Source organism: Telluria sp. ZB4P37, assembly GCF_059685855.1.
In genome coordinates this window covers 277,309-293,361 of record NZ_JCASID010000002.1, presented here as the reverse complement: position 1 = coordinate 293,361, position 16,053 = coordinate 277,309, and the positions used below count along the sequence as shown (strand labels likewise).

Genomic DNA, 16,053 nt, shown 5'->3' with positions numbered 1-16,053 from the left:
TCCGGTCAGGTCTGGCGGCTCTTGGCCATGGGCGGATTATCGGCGAAATAGCGCTTGATGCCGTTCGTGATGGCCTCGGCGAGCTGGTTCTGGTAGCCGTCGTCGCGCAGCCTGGCTTCTTCCTCGCGGTTCGAGATGAAGGCGGTTTCGACCAGGATCGAAGGGATGTCCGGGGCCTTGAGCACCGCGAACCCGGCCTGCTCGACCACGTTCTTGTGCAGCCGGTTGATGCCGCCGATCTCGCGCAGCACGGCCTTGCCGAGCTTGAGGCTGTCGTTGATCTGGGCCGTGGTCGATAAATCGAACAGCACGCTGGCGAGCAGCTTGTCCTGGGTCGCGATATTGGTGCCGCCGATCAGGTCGGCCTTGTTCTGGTCGTTCGCCAGCCAGCGCGCCGCGCTCGAGCTGGCGCCTTTTTCCGACAGCACGAACACCGACGAGCCGCGCGCGGTGGGCGAGACGAAAGCATCGGCATGGATCGACACGAACAGGTCGGCCTGCACCTTGCGCGCCTTCTGTACACGCTGGCCGAGCGGCACGAAATAGTCGCCGTCGCGGGTGAGCATGACGCGGGTATTCGGCAGCTGTTCCAGCTTGGCCTTCAGGCGCTTGGCCACGGCCAGCACGATGTCTTTTTCATAGGCGCCGGTTGCGCCGATGGCGCCCGGGTCTTCGCCGCCGTGGCCGGGGTCGAGCGCGATCGTCACCATGCGCACCAGCTTCTGGGGCGGCTGCGCAGCCTTGGGGTGGGGCCGGGAAGGCGTCGGCTGCACCGCCTGCGGCGGCGGGGTGCCGCCCAGGGCCGACATCTCGGCCTCGAGCTTGGCGATGGCGTCCGGTCCGGCTTCGGTCTGGGCCGGCGGGGGCGCCGGCAGCGGCGAGGCAGGGTTGGCGCCGACAGCCGTGCTGGCAGTCGGGGCGGCGGGCGTGCCGTCCACGGTCCATTCGCCTTTTTCGATCATGGCCGCGATCGGATCGACCGGCTTGGTCGGGTACAGGTCGAAGATCAGGCGGTGCTGGTAGCCGGCGACCGGCGCGAGCGTGAACACCTGCGGCTTGACCTCTTCTTTCAGGTCGAACACCAGGCGCACCACGTTCGGGCGGTTCTGGCCGACGCGCACCTGCTTGATATAGGGGTCGTTCGCCTCGACCTTGGCGACCAGGCTTTTGAGGGTGCTGCTCAAGCCCAGGCCTTCGATGTCCACGACCAGCCGCGGCGGGTCGGGCACCAGGAAGTGCTCGGTCTTGAGGTTGCTGTCGTTTTCCAGCGTCACGCGGGTGTAGTCGGGCGCGGGCCAGACGCGCACGGCCAGGATCTGGGCGGCGCTGGCAGGCAGCGGCGACATCACTGACAGCAGCAGCGTGCCGCCGGCCTTGAGCAGGGTGCGGCGGCGCGGGGAACCAGGGGTCAGGACGGGGAGTAGGCGAGACGGTCGAGGCATAGCAGGCCTAATTGGGACAACGGCTGCAATTCTACCTCACGGCCGTGTCCCCTGACCTCAAACGATACACGGACGTCGGGTGGCGGCAACACGGGTTCGCCCTTCTCGGGCCATTCGACAATGCAGATGTTCTTGCCGTCGAAATCCTCGCGAAAACCGGCATCCAGGAACTCTTCCGGGCTCGACATCCGGTACAGGTCGTAATGGATCACATTGACCGGCTCCCCATCGACCGTCACGCGATACGGTTCCGACAAGGTATAGGTGGGGCTCTTGACCGTGCCGGTGTGGCCCGCGGCCTGGATCAGGGCGCGGGTGAGCGCCGTCTTGCCGGCGCCGAGGTCGCCGTGCAGGTAGATCACCAGGCCGGGTCGAAGCGCGCGCGCCAGGGCCGCGCCCAGGGCGGCGGTCGCGGTTTCGTCGGGTAGGTAAGCTTTGAAGGACTGCATCGAATAAAATAGCGGGTTAAGTAAGTGTTGTTCCATCCTGCCATGCCGATGACTTCCCCGGAACCGACCGATTTGCCCGAACTCGCCCGCGCCATCAAGGCCTGGGGCGCGGAACTCGGGTTTGCCGACGTACGCATCGCCGACGTCGACCTGGCGCATGCGGAAGCCGGACTGCAGGCCTGGCTGGACGCGGGCTGCCATGGCGAGATGGATTATATGGCAAGCCACGGCATGAAGCGTGCGCGCCCCGGCGAACTGGTGCCGGGCACGGTGCGCGCCATCGTGGCGCGCATGGATTACCTGCCGATGACGCGCGGCGACGGCTGGCGCGCCGAGGAAGCCGCGCGCCAGATGGAACCCGGCGCCGCCGTGGTCTCGGTCTATGCCAGGGGCCGCGACTACCACAAGGTGTTGCGCAACCGCCTGGCGGCGCTGGCTGAACGGGTCAAGGCGGCGGTCGGCGAGCTGGGCTACCGCGTGTTCACCGACTCGGCGCCGGTGATGGAATTGCCGCTGGCCGAAAAAGCGGGCCTGGGCTGGCGCGGCAAGCATACCTTGCTGCTGTCGCGCACGGCCGGCTCGACCTTCTTCATCGGCGAGATCCTGGTGGATATTCCCTTGCCTGTGGATTCGCCCACCGGCGCGCACTGCGGCGGCTGCCAGGCCTGCATCGAGGTTTGTCCCACCCAGGCCATCCTCGGCCCCGGCCGGCTGGATGCGCGGCGCTGCATTTCCTATCTCACGATCGAGCTCAAGGGCAGCATCCCGGAAGAATTCCGCCCGCTGATCGGCAACCGCATCTATGGCTGCGACGATTGCCAGCTGGTCTGCCCGTGGAACAAGTTTGCCCAACGCGCCACCTTGCCGGATTTCGACGAGCGCAACGGTCTCGGCGAAGCCGGCCTGGTCGCGGCGTTCGCGTGGGAAGAAGAAGAATTCAACCGCCGCATGGAAGGCAGCCCGATCCGGCGCATCGGCCACGAGCGCTGGCTGCGCAACCTCGCGGTGGGGCTGGGCAATGCGGCGGCCAGTCCGGCCGCCAAGGGCGATGCGGCCATCATGGCCGCGCTGCGTTCACGCGCCGAACATCCGTCGGAACTGGTGCGCGAGCACGTCAGCTGGGCGCTCGCGCGCCACGCGTCATAATTCGATGCGCTTCAGGCGCAGGGCTGACCAGTCGAGGTCGATGGAAATCATCGCCACGCCGGTGATGCCGTTTTCCTTGGCATAGGCGTTGATCGAATCGCGGTTGATGTCGGTGGCCTTGGAGGCGGTCTGCTTGAGGTAGGCGATCCACAGCGAGCTTTTTTCGCCGAGGCGTTCCTTGGCAGCGGGCAGGTACTGCTCGAGCTCCTTGCGGTTCAGGGCGAATAGCAGGATCACGTCGAAGGGGCCGTCGCCTTCCTTGATGAGTTCGGCGGGCAGCTGGGCCACCACGGTTGGATGAACCTGGCCGTTGATGACCTGGATCGACTTCGCCGTCTTCAAAAACATCTTGTCTGCAACTGTCTTTTCGCTCATGAATATCCCTCGTGCAAGTGCGCTGCGGCAGGTAAGGCTGCGGCGCGTTCCGCTGCATTTTACAAGGCTTCGTTCAAGATGGCGGGACGCTTGGGATGCGTTTGCAGGAGGAAATAATAGGTTTATTTCAGCAGCCCGGCTAATTCGACGGCCGTCTTGACCCGCATCTTGTCGAAGATATGCGCCCGGTGCACTTCGACCGTGCGCATGCTGATGCCGAGCTTGTCGGCCACGACCTTGTTCATCATCCCGGCCAGGATCAGGTCGAGCACTTCGCGCTCGCGCGCCGACAGCGTGGCCAGGCGCGCCTGCACCAGGCTTGCGGCGGCCGCCTTGCGCGAGGACGCCATGGCTTCTTCCACCCGGTCCATCAGCACATTGTCGTTGAACGGTTTCTCGAAGAAATCAAAGGCGCCGCGCTTGAGCGAATCGACCGCCATCGGCACGTCGCCGTGGCCGGTGAGGAAAATCACCGGCAGGCGCGCGACCAGGCCAAGTTTTGCCAACTGGTCAAATACCGCGATGCCATTCATGCCGGGCATGCGCACGTCGAGCAGCACGCAGTCGCCATCCAGGCTGGGCGCCTTGGCGGCGTCGAGGAATTCCTCGCCGCTCGCATAGCCACGGGACGGCAGGCCGCGCGACTGCGCCAGCCAGGACAGGGCGTCGCGAATGACGTCTTCGTCGTCGACGATATGCAGCATGTGGTGTCTCCCGGCCGGGCTGGGCCCGTGCTGTTGTGATGGCGGCAAGAACGCCGCAGGCGGATTTTAGCCCAGCGCCCCGCTCGCCGCTTGCGACGGCAATGCAAACGTGAAGATGGTGCCGCCGCCCGGGTTCGGCGCATGGGTAAGCGTCCCGCCGTGGAACTCGATCGCGGTGCGGCAGATCGACAGGCCCATGCCCATGCCTTCGGCCTTGGTCGAATAGAAGGGCGAGAACAGGCCGGCCGCCACTTCCGGCGCGATGCCATGGCCGCGGTCGATCACCGACACCAATACCCGGCCCTCATGCCGGCTCGCGGCGATGCGCAGCACGCGCTGGTCCGGCCGCGTGTCCTGCATCGCCTCGATCGCGTTGCGCGTCAGGTTGAGCAGCACCTGCTCGAGCAGCACGCGATCGGCCAGCACCGGCGGCAGCGCCGGCGCCTGTTCGATCTTGAGCACGACATTGGCCTGGCGCGCCTGCAGTTCGACCAGCGCATGCACGCCCTCGATCACGCTGCGGATCGTCACCAGCTCGCGCCGCGGCTCGCGTTTCTTGACGAATTCGTGCACGCTGCGGATGATCTGGCCGGCGCGCTGGGCCTGCTGGCGCGCCTGGTCCAATGCATGCCGGAGCATGCCAGGATTGACCGGTTCGCCCGATCCGGTAGCGCGTTCGAGCACGTTGAGCGCGCCCGCGGTATAGCTGGAAATCGCCGCCAGCGGCTGGTTCAGCTCGTGCGCCAGCATCGACGAGATCTCGCCCATGGTGGCCAGGCGCGCGCTGGCTTCGAGCTTTTCCTGCTGCTGGCGGTTGAGTTCTTCGGCGCGCTTGCGGTCGGTGATGTCGAGCACCGAACTCATCCAGCCCGACTGGCGGCCGTCGGCGTCCACCAGGGGCGCCTCGAACACCAGCACCGGCACCCGCACGCCGTCTGGGCGCTGGAACACGGTCTCGAACTGGGGCGTGATATTCCCCGCCAGCACGCCGCGGAAGCGCTCCTCGTATTCGGCCATGACTTCGGGCGCCCAATAGGCCATGGGCGGCTTCTTGCCGACCAGTTCTTCCGCCGGCAAGCCGACAATCTCGCAAAACGCCCGGTTCACATAGGTAACCCGGCCTTCCAGGTCGCGCGCGCGCAGGCCCGTGATCAGGGAATTTTCCATCGCGGTGCGGAAGGCCATCTGCTGGCGCAGCGCGGCTTCGGCCGCCAGGGTGCGCGAGATGTGGCGCCACAGCGCGCCCAGGCTTAGCACCAGGCCCAGCGCCAGTACGATCACCGAGCCCACCAGCAAATTCGGCAGCAGCTTGGGCGCGCCTTTCACGCTATTGGTGTAGAGCACCACCAGCGCGCCCGGCAGGTCGAGCTCGCGCCGGTGCGTGTAGATACCGCGTCCCGGGCCGCCGGCCACGCGCCGCGCAACCGTGCGGTCGTTGCGATCTAAGAGAGTAAGGGCATTGTCCTGGGCGAACCACCAGGGCACGGTTTCATCAAGCAGCACCTGCAGGCTGTAGGTCGCGACCAGGCTGCCGGCCTGCTGGCCGCCCGCCTGCAGCGGCAGGTAGTAGTCGAGCACGCCCGGCGAGGTGGCAGTCGCGCCATACGGCTCGCTGTAGCGGGCCCGCCCGGTCGCGCCCGCCACGTCGGCGGCCAGGCGGGTCGGCGCGGGCAGGATGGCGAGCGGTTCCTGGCCATGGCTGGCCATTACCTTGCCGTCGGGGCCGTACCAGACCACGCGCACCAGCTCGTGGCCATTGTTGAACATCTGCCTGAGACGCGCCTGCAGGGCGCTTGGGGAGGGCGGGCGGTTGACCAGGTCGGCGCCGAGCCCGCCGAGGGCCTCTTCGCTGCGTGCCAGTTCGAAGCGCAGGGTCTGCTCGACCCACAGCGTGTCCGCGATCAATTGCTCCTGGCGCTCGGTGGCTTCCATCTCGCGCGCCTGCCAGGGCAGCCAGATCAGCACGGCCAGGAACAGCAGCACCAGCAGCACCGGCACCAGCCAGCGCCAGGAACGCACGCGCTCGGTGGCGGGCGAGGGGGCCGGCGGCGGGAAGGGGGCTTGTGCTGGCGCTTTAGCCTGCGGGAATGTCTTCAAGGGCGTCGTACTCCGTTACACTGTCGGGTGCTTGTGGAAGTCCACGATGGCGGCCCGGGCCGCGGCCGCGCACACTGGATCCATTCTCATATCGTTACCAGGAAGAACCGAAACCGCCATGCAGATACCACCCCTGGCCGCCCTGCTGCTTGCCGCCTTGCTCGCCTGCGCCAGCCCGGGCGTCCGGGCCCAGGCGCCGATCGTCATCAAGTTCAGCCACGTGGTTGCGCCCGATACCCCGAAGGGACGGGCCGCCGAGCGCTTCAAGGCGCTGGCCGAGCAGCGCACCGGCGGGCGGGTGAAAGTGGAAGTCTACCCGAACAGCCAGCTCTACAGGGACCGGGAGGAGCTCGAAGCCTTGCAGCTGGGCGCGGTGCAGATGCTGGCGCCCTCGCTGGCCAAGTTCTCGCCGCTGGGCGTGAAGGAATTCGAAGCCTTCGACCTGCCGTATATCTTCCCGTCCAAGAAGGCGCTGCACGCGGTGCTGGAAGGGCGCATCGGCCGTAACCTGCTGCGCAAGCTGGAACCGAAAGGCATCACCGGCCTGGGCTACTGGGACAATGGCTTCAAGATCATGTCGGCCAATAAACCGCTGCTGGAACCCAAGGACTTCCGCGGCCTGCGCATGCGCATCCAGGCCTCGAAGGTGCTGGACGCCCAGATGCGCGCCCTCGGCGCCCAGCCGCTGGCGCTGGCCTTCTCGGAAACCGCCCCGGCGCTGCGCGACGGCGTGGTGGAGGGCACCGAGAACACGCCCTCGAACATGTACACCCAGCGCATGCACGAGTCGCAGAGCCACCTGACGGTGTCGAACCACGGCTACCTGGGCTACGCCGTCATCGTCAACAAGAAATTCTGGGATGGCTTGCCGAGGGAAATCCGCTCGACGCTGGAGCGCGCGATGATCGACGCCACCGCCTTTGAGAAAACCATTGCCCAGCGCACCAACGACGAGGCGCTGGAATCGATCCGGCGCTCGGGCAAGACCACCATTCATACGCTCACCCCGGCGCAGCAGGCTGCCTGGCGGCGCGCGATGGCGCCGGTCTATACCCAGATGGAAGAGCGGATCGGCAAGGATGTGGTCGAGGCGATCCGCCGCGAAGTGGCGCAATGAAGCGGGGGAGGATGACATCCGCATGACACGCCCAAAGCGAACGCTCATGCAGATTCTTTATAATTAAAATAATTAAAGTAATGTGGCCAAAAAGATACGCACGGGCAGAAAGCTTGCGTTATCATGGGGCCTGCTCGCACTCACATGGTGCGTACGCGTACAGAACACGACAGGTTTTGGGGAGTAATACAACAAATCACGGTGATGCATGCCGGAGACAATTGAGGAGACACACGTTTTACAGAAGCTGTTAGCACTGCTAAACGGCCGGAAACGTGATCCGAATTGGAGCGCACCTCAGGTGCGCTTTTTTTTCGCCTGTCGACCCTGCCTGCCGTGGCAAAAGGGGGTGGCAGCGCCGGGATCCAGCGGTTAAGATGCGAAGATGAAAACAGACCAGGCGAGCACCTTGTTCAACGCGATCGTGCCGGCAGAGTTCGGTGCGATCGGGATCCGCACCCAGGACGGCCGCGTGCGCGAACTGGTCTACCTGCAGCCTTCGTTCGAGGAAAAAGCCGCCGACAACGAGGTCGCTGCCGAAGCCGCAACGCAGGTGGCGCAGTACCTGCAAGACCCCGACTTCCATTTCGAGCTGCCGCTGTTCGAGGCCGGCACCGAGTTCCAGCGCCGCGTCTGGGGCGAGATTTCCGCCATCCCGCGCGGCAACGTCAAGACTTACGGCCAGGTCGCCAAGCTGATCGGCTCGGCGCCGCGCGCCGTCGGCCAGGCCTGCGGTGCCAACTGGTTCCCCCTGATCATTCCCTGCCACCGCGTGACCGCCTCCGGCGGCCTGGGCGGCTTCTCGAACCAGGACGACGAAAACGGCTTCCACCTGTCGGTCAAGCGCTGGCTGCTGCGGCACGAAGGCGCTACCGCTTCCCCATGGCAGCAGCAATCGATCTGGGACTGATCGACGAGTTCTGCGACACGCTCTGGCTGGAACAGGGGCTGGCCAAGAATTCGCTCGACGCCTACCGGCGCGACCTGCGGCTGTTCGCCGGCTGGCTGGAAAGCAAGCGCCCGGCACGCGCCAGTTTGCTGGCCGTGCAGCCCGACGACATTGCCGCCTATTTCGCCGAGCGTCACGCGGACACCCTGCCCAGTTCCGCCAACCGCCGCCTGTCGGTGCTCAAGCGCTTCTATGGGCTGGCCTTGCGCCGCAACCAGGTCGCCTTCGATCCCTGCCTGCAGATGGCCTCGGCCAAGCAGCCGCTGCGCTTCGTCCATACCCTGAGCGAAAGCCAGGTCGAGGCGCTGCTGGCCGCGCCCGACGTGGCCACCCCGCTGGGCCTGCGCGAGCGCACGATGCTCGAGCTGATGTATGCGAGCGGGCTGCGGGTGTCGGAACTGGTGGCCCTGAAACTGGTCGAAGTCAGCCTGAACGACGGCGTGCTGCGGGTCACGGGCAAGGGCAGCAAGACGCGCCTGGTGCCCTTCGGCCAGGAAGCGCGCATCTGGCTGGAGCGCTACCTGAAGGATGCGCGCGGTATCATCCTCAATGGCCAGGTCGATGACGCGCTGTTCGTCACCGGCCGCGGCGGGCCGATGACGCGCCAGATGTTCTGGATCCTGATCAAGAAGCATGCGCTCAAGGCCGGGATCAAGGGACCGCTGTCGCCCCACACGCTGCGCCATGCGTTCGCGACCCATTTGCTGAACCACGGCGCCGATCTGCGGGTAGTGCAATTGCTGCTGGGGCACGCCGATATTTCGACCACACAGATCTATACGCATGTTGCGCGTGAGCGCCTCAAGCATCTGCATGCCCAGCATCACCCAAGGGGTTAAATTAAGCCGGGATGGGCCGGCTAGTCCATAATGCTCCTGGCACGGTTACACGACCACCTACTTTCACGGCAACGAGGACAACATGGCAAAGACAAATTTCGGGTACGAAAAACGGCAACGGGAACTCGAGAAGAAGCGCAAGGCGGAAGATAAAGCCCGGCGCAAGCAGGAAGCCAAGCGTGACGAGCCGAACGGTGGCAGCGACGCATCCGACGCCGAGTCGGATACCGCGTCGGATACCGCCGCGGATGCCCCCGAAGGGGAATCCGCCGAGCCGGTGTCGCACGACGCCAGCTGAATGGGTTCGCGCTCGGGCTCCGTCTTGGTGACAAGATGGAGCTCCTTGCGCACCCTGGAAATATAAGCAAGCAATCCACACGCTTCCAGCGCCATGCGACGGGCCGCCGGCCGGCGGGTCTGGAACGCAGAAAAGCGCGACGAAGTGATGGCATGACGACGCCTTTGCGCCTACGCAAACAGCGTGCGCGGAGATCGGGGAAGATGGTGGGATTGTCATGGACATCATGGCTTTTTCCGCGTGCAAAGGATCTTTCCCGTGAGCGAGCAAAAACACGATCGGCCGGCCGGTGAGGGCCAGGCTGGTGGCGCTCATGCGAGACGCGAAGGTGGCGGCCATCCTCCTCCGTCCCCCGATATGCCGGCTCCGGCCGGCGCGGGCGAGCTGCGCAGCCCGGACGTCCCCGGCGAGCCGCCGCGTCCGGACGGGCCGCCCGACGGCTCCGACGTCGACGGCCCGGGGCGCGAAGCGCTCGACTGGCTCTACCGGTTTGTCACCGCGATCGAACTCGCGCCGGCCGTTGCCGTGCATTCGGTCGACGCCGGCGGCATCATCCGCTTCTGGAACCATGCCTGCGCACAGCTGTTCGGCATCCCGGCCAGCCGGGCGCTGGGCCGGCCCTTCCACGATATCGTTTCCCATCTCGACCGCCAGGCCGATTTCGACGCCACCATCGCCGGCATCTGGCGCGACGGCATCGCACCGGCGCCGCGCGACTGGTACGTCCAGACCGCCGCCGGCCGGCGCCTGTGGCTGCACTCGAACCATTTCCCGGTCAAGCGCAATGGCGCTGCCCAGCAGGTGTTCTGCATGGAAGTCGACATCACGACGCGCAAGCAGGCCGAAGACAACCTGATGCAGGCGGCGCGCGTGTTCCAGAACGCGCACGAGGCGATGATCGTGATGGATGCCGAATACCGCGTGCAGATGGTCAACGGCGCCTTCACGGCGATCACCGGTTTCGATGCCGCCGACATCGTCGGTTCGACCCTGGCCAGCCTGCCCTGGGGTGACGGCGAAGCGGGCTTCTACGAAAGCATCTGGTCCCAGCTCGACGGCAACGACCGCTGGCAGGGCGACATGCCGGCCGTGCGCAAGAATGGCGAGCGCTACACCGCCTGGGTGGCCTTGAGCACCATCCGCGACCCGCATGGCCAGGCCAGCAGCTATATGGCGATGCTGTCCGACATCACCGAGCGCAAGCGCGTCGAAGAGCAGGTGCGGCACCAGGCCGAGCACGACCCGCTCACCGGCCTGCCGAACCGCACGCTCTTCCTCGACCGCATGCACCAGGCGCTGGCCACCTGGCGCCGCCAGCGCGACAGCTTCGCGGTGCTCTTCCTCGACCTCGACCGCTTCAAGTCCATCAACGACAACAACGGCCACCATATTGGCGACGCCGTGCTGCGCGAGGTCGCCACGCGCCTGCGCGGCTGCGTGCGCCGGGTCGATACCATCAGCCGCCTCGGCGGCGACGAGTTCGTCATGCTGCTGGCCGATATCGGCGGCGCCGACCAGGCCGCGCACGTCGCCACCTCCGTCATGCATGCCATTTCCCACCCCGTCGAGGTGGGCGGCCAGGAGCTCGGGCTGTCGGCCTCGATCGGGATCACGATTTGCCCCACCGACGGCCAGGATGTCGACACCCTGATGCACCATGCCGACGTCGCGATGTACCATGCCAAGGGAAATGGCCGCAACAGCTTCCGCTTCTTCAGCCCCGAGATGAACGCCCGCGTGGTCGAACGCGGCGAACTCGAGCAGCGCCTGCGCCAGGCCCTGGCGCATGGCGAATTCCTGCTCGAATACCAGCCCGGGCTCGACGTCGGCAGCGGCCGCGTGATCGGCGTCGAGGCCCTGATCCGCTGGCGCCACCCGCAGCGCGGGCTGCTGCTGCCGCACGAATTCCTCCCCGTAGCCGAGGAATGCGGCCTGATCGTGCCGATCGGCGAATGGGTGCTGCACGAAGCCTGCCGGCAGGTGCGCAGCTGGCGCGACGAGGGGCACGACGTGTCGGTGGCGGTGAATCTGTCCGACGGCCAGTTTCTGCATGACGAATTGTTCGAGACCGTCGACGGCGCATTGGGCCGGTCCGGCCTGGACCCGGCCTTCCTGCACCTGGAAATCACCGAGGGCGCGCTGATGCAGGGAGATGGCGATCTCGACGGCACCGTGGCCGCACTGCGTGCCCGCGGCGTGCAGCTGGCCGTGGACCGCTTCGGCACCGGCCTGGGCAGCCTGTCCTCGCTGCGGCGCTTCCCCTTGTCCAAGCTGAAGATCGACCGCAGCTTCGTCAACGACATCGAGCACGACCCGGACGATGCGGCGCTGATACCGGCGATCATCGCGGTGGCGCGCAGCCTGCGGCTCAAGGTGGTGGCGGAGGGCGTGGAGACCGAAGAGCAGCTGCGGTTCCTGCGGCAGCACGGGTGCGACGAGTACCAGGGGTTTTATGCGGCGGGGGCGAGCAGCAGGCCGGATTTCACTCCGCGGTCGAATTAACGGCGCGGCCAATGCGGGCTTATCCCCCGCTCACTCCAACCCACCATGAAACTGCCCATCCTGCGGATACAGCAGCACGCGCGCCAGCACCTGCCCATGGTCCGAGGCCTGCGCCAGCCCGAGGTCGAGGTGGTCGTTGAGATAGACCACGTCGATCACCTCGCCGATCGCATTCGGCACCAGCGGATTGAATTCGTGCGAGACCAGAATATGGTCAATGGTCGAGTGGCGGCTTTCGTGCACGATCGAAAAGCCCACGTTGCGCTGGCCGTCCTGGTGGCGGCGCAGGCGGGCGGCGTCGAACATGCGTTCGGCTAATGGCGAGCCTTCGCCCAGCACGATCTCGGTGGTCACCGAATCGGCCACGTCGTTGAAGTCGCCCAGTACCACGCGCGGGCGCTGCTTGTCGCGCGCCATGTCGGTGAGCAGCACGCGCAGTGCGGCGGCTTCGGTGCCGCGCCGGATCAGCGAGCGCAGGCAGGCCAGGGCGTACAAATTCGGGTCTTCGCCGGTGTCGCTGCTGCGGTAGTCGGGGCGGCGCGATTTCAGGTGCACCACGACCACGTCGACGACGACGCCAGGCGCCAGCTCGACCTCGGCATGCAGCGGGGCGCGGGTGAAGCGGTCGGGGTCGCGGCTGCCGGGCGGCATGGTCACGCTTTCCGGGAACAGCGACAGGGCCCGGGCGGGGCTGGCCAGCGGCAGGCGCGAGACCAGGGCCACGCTCGGCGTCAGGCGCGGAGCTTCCGGGTCCGGGTCGAAGCCCAGGTGGGCCGCCTCGCGGTAGCCGCGGGTGCGCGCCAGTACCTCGCGCAGGCATGCCTGCGAAAAGATCTCCTGGAAGCCGATCACGTCGGCATTCAACAGGTCCAGTTGCTGTGCCGTCCAGTCCAGCTTGGCTTCGTATTGCTCCGGGGTGCAGGGCTCGAGGTTGTCGTAGCAGCGTACCCCCGGCGGCGCCAGGTTGAAAGCGTTGAAGGTGGCAAAGCGAATTTCTTGCTGCATAATAGAAACCCCTTATGTTCGTCTTTAGCGTACCACGCATGGCCAAGAAAGAGCACGTGTCTGAGACTCCTGCGACGCAGTTCCTGCGCAAGCAAGGCGTCGGATTTACCGAACATCCTTATGACTACGAAGAACATGGCGGCACAGCCGTTTCCTCGCGTGCATTAGGCGTGCCCGAGCACAATGTGGTGAAAACACTGGTGATGCAGGACGAGGCGGCGCGGCCGCTGATCGTGCTGATGCACGGCGACCGAAAGGTCTCCACCAAGAACCTGGCGCGGGCGATTCCCTGCAAGTCGGTCGAGCCATGCCGCCCGGAGGTGGCGCAGCGCCATTCAGGCTACCTGGTGGGCGGCACCTCGCCCTTCGGCATCCGCAAGGCCATGCCCGTCTATGTCGAGGAATCGGTGCTGGCTCTGGACAAGATCTACATCAACGGCGGCCGCCGCGGCTACCTCGTCGGCCTTGCTCCAGGCGTCCTCACCAGCGTGCTCGGTGCGCGCCCGGTGCAATGCGCGCTCGCCGAGTAAGCCGAAGCTGAGCTTCCAGGCAGCCCGGCCGATGGTGTATATTCCGTGCGCCCCACGGGATACCCCGGTCCCGGACCGACAACAACGACAAGAGACGAGATGACTACCCTGATTGCCACCATTGCCGCTTACCTGATCGGCTCGATTTCCTTCGCGGTCGTGATGAGCCGCGTGTTCGGCCTGTCCGATCCGCGCACCTACGGTTCCAAGAATCCGGGCGCCACCAACGTGCTGCGCAGCGGGAACAAGAAGGCCGCTATCGCCACCCTGATCGGCGACGGCTTCAAGGGCTGGCTGGCGGTCTGGCTGGCGATCAAGTACGGCCCGCAGTACGGCCTCGACGACGGCGGCGTGGCGCTGGTGGCCATCGCCGTCTTCCTGGGCCACCTGTGGCCGGTGTTCTTCCGCTTCGTCGGCGGCAAGGGCGTGGCGACGGCGCTGGGCGTGCTGCTCGGGATTAACGTCTGGCTGGGCTTGGCGACGCTGGCGACCTGGCTGATCGTGGCCTATGCCTTCCGCTATTCGTCGCTGGCCGCGCTGGTGGCCTCGGTGTTCGCGCCGTTTTATTACGGACTGCTGTTCGGCGCCGACGAGATCCTGTTCGCGGTGGTGGCGATGAGCGCGCTGCTGCTGTACCGGCACAGCAAGAACATCGGTAACCTGGTTGCGGGGAAAGAGTCGAAGATTGGAAGCAAGTCGGCAGGGGCGAAGAAGTAGGGCTGACGGTTCGCCGGCAAGAATTGGCGGGAACGACGGGCTAAAGGTGCGGGGTATCAGGTAACGTTATCTTGGTTCACCTATCCTTAAAACCGTCATTCCCACGCAGGCGGGAATTCAAGTTCGTACCGCAGCCCTACAGCCTGCAGGCACCACATCAAACCCCACATCGCGTTACCATACCGCCACCTGGCACTCCCCGTGCCGCAACAACCAGGAAAGGTGGCGTTCATGACCAAGCAACTCAGGATCGATTTCGTATCGGACGTCTCGTGCCCGTGGTGCGCGATCGGCCTCAAATCGCTGGAACAGGCGCTCGAACGCGTCGATGGCGAGGTGGCGGCCGACCTGCATTTCCAGCCCTTCGAGCTGAACCCGGACATGGGCCCGGACGGCCAGGACATCGTCGAGCACATCACCGAGAAATACGGCGCCACCGCCGAGCAGCAGGCGCACAGCCGCGAGATGATCCGCCAGCGTGGTTCGGATGTCGGCTTCGTGTTCGAGATGGAGCGGCGCGGCCGCATCTACAACACCTTCGACGCCCACCGCCTGCTCGCCTGGGCCGAACAGGTCGGCCGCCAGCGCGACCTGAAAATGGCGCTGTTCGAAGCCTATTTCACCCACTGCGAAGACCCGAGCAACCACGATGCGCTGCTGCGCGCCGTCGAACGGATCGGCATGGATGTCGAAACCGCTGCCCGCATCCTGCAGTCGGCCGACTACGCCGACGAGGTGCGCGAGCGCGAGCAGTTCTTCCAGCGCGCCGGCATCCATTCGGTGCCGGCCGTGATCATCAACCAGCGCCACCTGATCTCGGGCGGCCAGCCGCCGGAAGTGTTCGAGCAGGCGCTGCGCGACATCGCCGCCAAGGCCGATGCGGCACCGGAAGCGCCAGCGCAGCAGTAGCCCAACTACCAGCGCTTACTTCAAGTCCAGCACGATCGGCTGGTGGTCCGAAGCTGCGGTTTCCGACTGTACTTCGACCGCCGCCACGCGCGGCGCCAGGTCGTCGGTGAGGAAGAAATGGTCGTAGCATTCCGGCCTGTCCGGCCACGGATAGCCGTGCAGGCCGGTGGTCGGCGCGCGCGCGACATTGCCGTTGGCGACGCGCCAGGCATCGAGGAAGGGCGGGGCGCCGCCCTCGAATGGCGCCAGCAGGGCCTGGTAGTCGTCCGCGTCCGGCGCGAAGTTGAAATCGCCGCACAGGATGCTCGATGCGGGGCGAAAGCCCAGCTGGTAGGGCGCGTCGAGGTTGGGGTCGGGCTGGAAGATGCGCGAGCGGGCGCTGGCCTCGGCATGCAGCTCGCGGATGCGCCGCACCTGCGCCATGCGCTGCAGCGGCGAGTAGTACTCGAGGTGGGTGGTCATCAGGCGCAGCTTGCCGTTGGGCGCGTCGAGCACGGTTTCGATCAGCCCGCGCGGCATGCCGGCGGGGCGCTCCGGGTCGGCCGGCCAGGGCAGCAGGTGGCGGTGGACCTGCGAAATGCGGTATTTCGAGAGGATCAGGTTGCCGAACAGGCGAGGCGAATTATTCTTGTAGAGCTCACTCGGGGCATGTTCCATCATATGGTAGCCGCCAAAAGCGCCACCGAGCTGCTTGAACTGGTTCGCAGTCGCGCCGCCATTGAGTTCCGGATGGTTGGCCGCCACTTCCTGCAGGCACACCACATCCGGATTCAGCCGCCGCAGGACGTCGATGATCGCATGAATGCGGATTCGCCCGTCCTTGCCACAGCCCCAATGAATGTTCCAGCTAACTACGCGCATCGCAAACCCTCCGTAAATCTCAACCGTCGGATATTGCCACCGTTTGGCAAGGGGCGGTCACACCGTAGGATCGATGTCAGCCTTGCAAGTTCAATATCGCGCGCCCCATTCCG

General features: G+C 65.9%; 16 protein-coding genes. 9 read left to right on the top strand and 7 right to left on the bottom strand.

All coding sequences use genetic code 11. The features are described from left to right. Positions 1-5: 5 nt before the first annotated feature. Both AC56K1_RS05650 and tsaE read right to left on the bottom strand, forming a co-directional pair. Complete coding sequence (locus AC56K1_RS05650) at positions 6-1,442, bottom strand: N-acetylmuramoyl-L-alanine amidase (protein ID WP_497156869.1); 1,437 nt, start codon at positions 1,440-1,442, stop codon at positions 6-8. Continuing rightward, the gene (gene tsaE, locus AC56K1_RS05645; RefSeq protein WP_497156868.1) at positions 1,409-1,891 is read right to left on the bottom strand and encodes a tRNA (adenosine(37)-N6)-threonylcarbamoyltransferase complex ATPase subunit type 1 TsaE; all 483 of its coding nucleotides are present in this window, start codon (positions 1,889-1,891) and stop codon (positions 1,409-1,411) included. Before tsaE ends, AC56K1_RS05650 begins: the two co-directional genes overlap by 34 nt. A 42-nt stretch (positions 1,892-1,933) precedes the next feature. Between tsaE and queG the strand changes: the two genes are divergently transcribed. Next, complete coding sequence (queG, locus tag AC56K1_RS05640; RefSeq protein WP_497156867.1) at positions 1,934-3,037, top strand: tRNA epoxyqueuosine(34) reductase QueG; 1,104 nt, start codon at positions 1,934-1,936, stop codon at positions 3,035-3,037. Here queG and AC56K1_RS05635 read toward each other — a convergent pair. The 3 genes from AC56K1_RS05635 to AC56K1_RS05625 all read right to left on the bottom strand — a co-directional run bounded on the left by AC56K1_RS05635 (position 3,032) and on the right by AC56K1_RS05625 (position 6,117). Then, positions 3,032-3,412, bottom strand: a complete 381-nt coding sequence (locus AC56K1_RS05635) for a DUF3052 family protein (RefSeq protein ID WP_497156866.1) — start codon at positions 3,410-3,412, stop codon at positions 3,032-3,034. The two genes, queG and AC56K1_RS05635, sit on opposite strands and share 6 nt — an antisense overlap. Positions 3,413-3,534: 122 nt before the next feature. Continuing rightward, the gene (locus AC56K1_RS05630; RefSeq protein WP_497156865.1) at positions 3,535-4,116 is read right to left on the bottom strand and encodes a response regulator transcription factor; all 582 of its coding nucleotides are present in this window, start codon (positions 4,114-4,116) and stop codon (positions 3,535-3,537) included. A 66-nt stretch (positions 4,117-4,182) separates the two neighbouring features. Beyond that, positions 4,183-6,117 (bottom strand): two-component system sensor histidine kinase NtrB, encoded by a 1,935-nt coding sequence (locus AC56K1_RS05625; protein ID WP_497157172.1) that lies wholly within the window; start codon positions 6,115-6,117, stop codon positions 4,183-4,185. 214 nt (positions 6,118-6,331) lie between these two features. Here AC56K1_RS05625 and AC56K1_RS05620 point away from each other — a divergent pair, with 214 nt between their 5' ends. The 5 genes from AC56K1_RS05620 to AC56K1_RS05600 all read left to right on the top strand — a co-directional run bounded on the left by AC56K1_RS05620 (position 6,332) and on the right by AC56K1_RS05600 (position 11,918). Next, on the top strand, positions 6,332-7,330 hold the full coding sequence (locus AC56K1_RS05620) for a TRAP transporter substrate-binding protein (protein ID WP_497156864.1): 999 nt from the start codon (positions 6,332-6,334) through the stop codon (positions 7,328-7,330). Between the two features lie 385 nt (positions 7,331-7,715). Continuing rightward, complete coding sequence (locus AC56K1_RS05615) at positions 7,716-8,240, top strand: methylated-DNA--[protein]-cysteine S-methyltransferase (RefSeq protein WP_497156863.1); 525 nt, start codon at positions 7,716-7,718, stop codon at positions 8,238-8,240. Further along, positions 8,213-9,118: a site-specific tyrosine recombinase XerD gene (gene xerD / locus AC56K1_RS05610; RefSeq protein WP_497156862.1), complete on the top strand. Its 906-nt coding sequence runs from the start codon at positions 8,213-8,215 to the stop codon at positions 9,116-9,118. The genes AC56K1_RS05615 and xerD overlap by 28 nt, the downstream gene beginning before the upstream one ends. An 82-nt stretch (positions 9,119-9,200) precedes the next feature. Further along, entirely contained in the window at positions 9,201-9,416 is a 216-nt protein-coding gene (locus AC56K1_RS05605) for a hypothetical protein (RefSeq protein ID WP_497156861.1), read from the top strand. 357 nt (positions 9,417-9,773) lie between these two features. After that, on the top strand, positions 9,774-11,918 hold the full coding sequence (locus AC56K1_RS05600; protein ID WP_497156860.1) for a putative bifunctional diguanylate cyclase/phosphodiesterase: 2,145 nt from the start codon (positions 9,774-9,776) through the stop codon (positions 11,916-11,918). 30 nt (positions 11,919-11,948) lie between these two features. Here AC56K1_RS05600 and AC56K1_RS05595 read toward each other — a convergent pair whose 3' ends face one another. Next, positions 11,949-12,923: an endonuclease/exonuclease/phosphatase family protein gene (locus AC56K1_RS05595; RefSeq protein ID WP_497156859.1), complete on the bottom strand. Its 975-nt coding sequence runs from the start codon at positions 12,921-12,923 to the stop codon at positions 11,949-11,951. Positions 12,924-12,961: 38 nt separating this feature from the next. Between AC56K1_RS05595 and AC56K1_RS05590 the strand changes: the two genes are divergently transcribed. From AC56K1_RS05590 to AC56K1_RS05580, 3 genes are all read left to right on the top strand, one after another. Beyond that, positions 12,962-13,453, top strand: coding sequence for an aminoacyl-tRNA deacylase (locus AC56K1_RS05590; RefSeq protein WP_497156858.1), 492 nt, complete (start codon positions 12,962-12,964; stop codon positions 13,451-13,453). Between the two features lie 99 nt (positions 13,454-13,552). Then, complete coding sequence (plsY, locus tag AC56K1_RS05585) at positions 13,553-14,170, top strand: glycerol-3-phosphate 1-O-acyltransferase PlsY (protein WP_497156857.1); 618 nt, start codon at positions 13,553-13,555, stop codon at positions 14,168-14,170. 231 nt (positions 14,171-14,401) lie between these two features. Then, positions 14,402-15,079 carry a DsbA family oxidoreductase gene (locus tag AC56K1_RS05580; RefSeq protein WP_497156856.1) on the top strand — a complete coding sequence of 226 codons (678 nt, stop codon included), beginning with the start codon at positions 14,402-14,404 and terminating at the stop codon, positions 15,077-15,079. Positions 15,080-15,094: 15 nt separating this feature from the next. Here AC56K1_RS05580 and AC56K1_RS05575 read toward each other — a convergent pair whose 3' ends face one another. Then, positions 15,095-15,940, bottom strand: a complete 846-nt coding sequence (locus tag AC56K1_RS05575; protein ID WP_497156855.1) for an endonuclease/exonuclease/phosphatase family protein — start codon at positions 15,938-15,940, stop codon at positions 15,095-15,097. Positions 15,941-16,053: the final 113 nt, after the last annotated feature.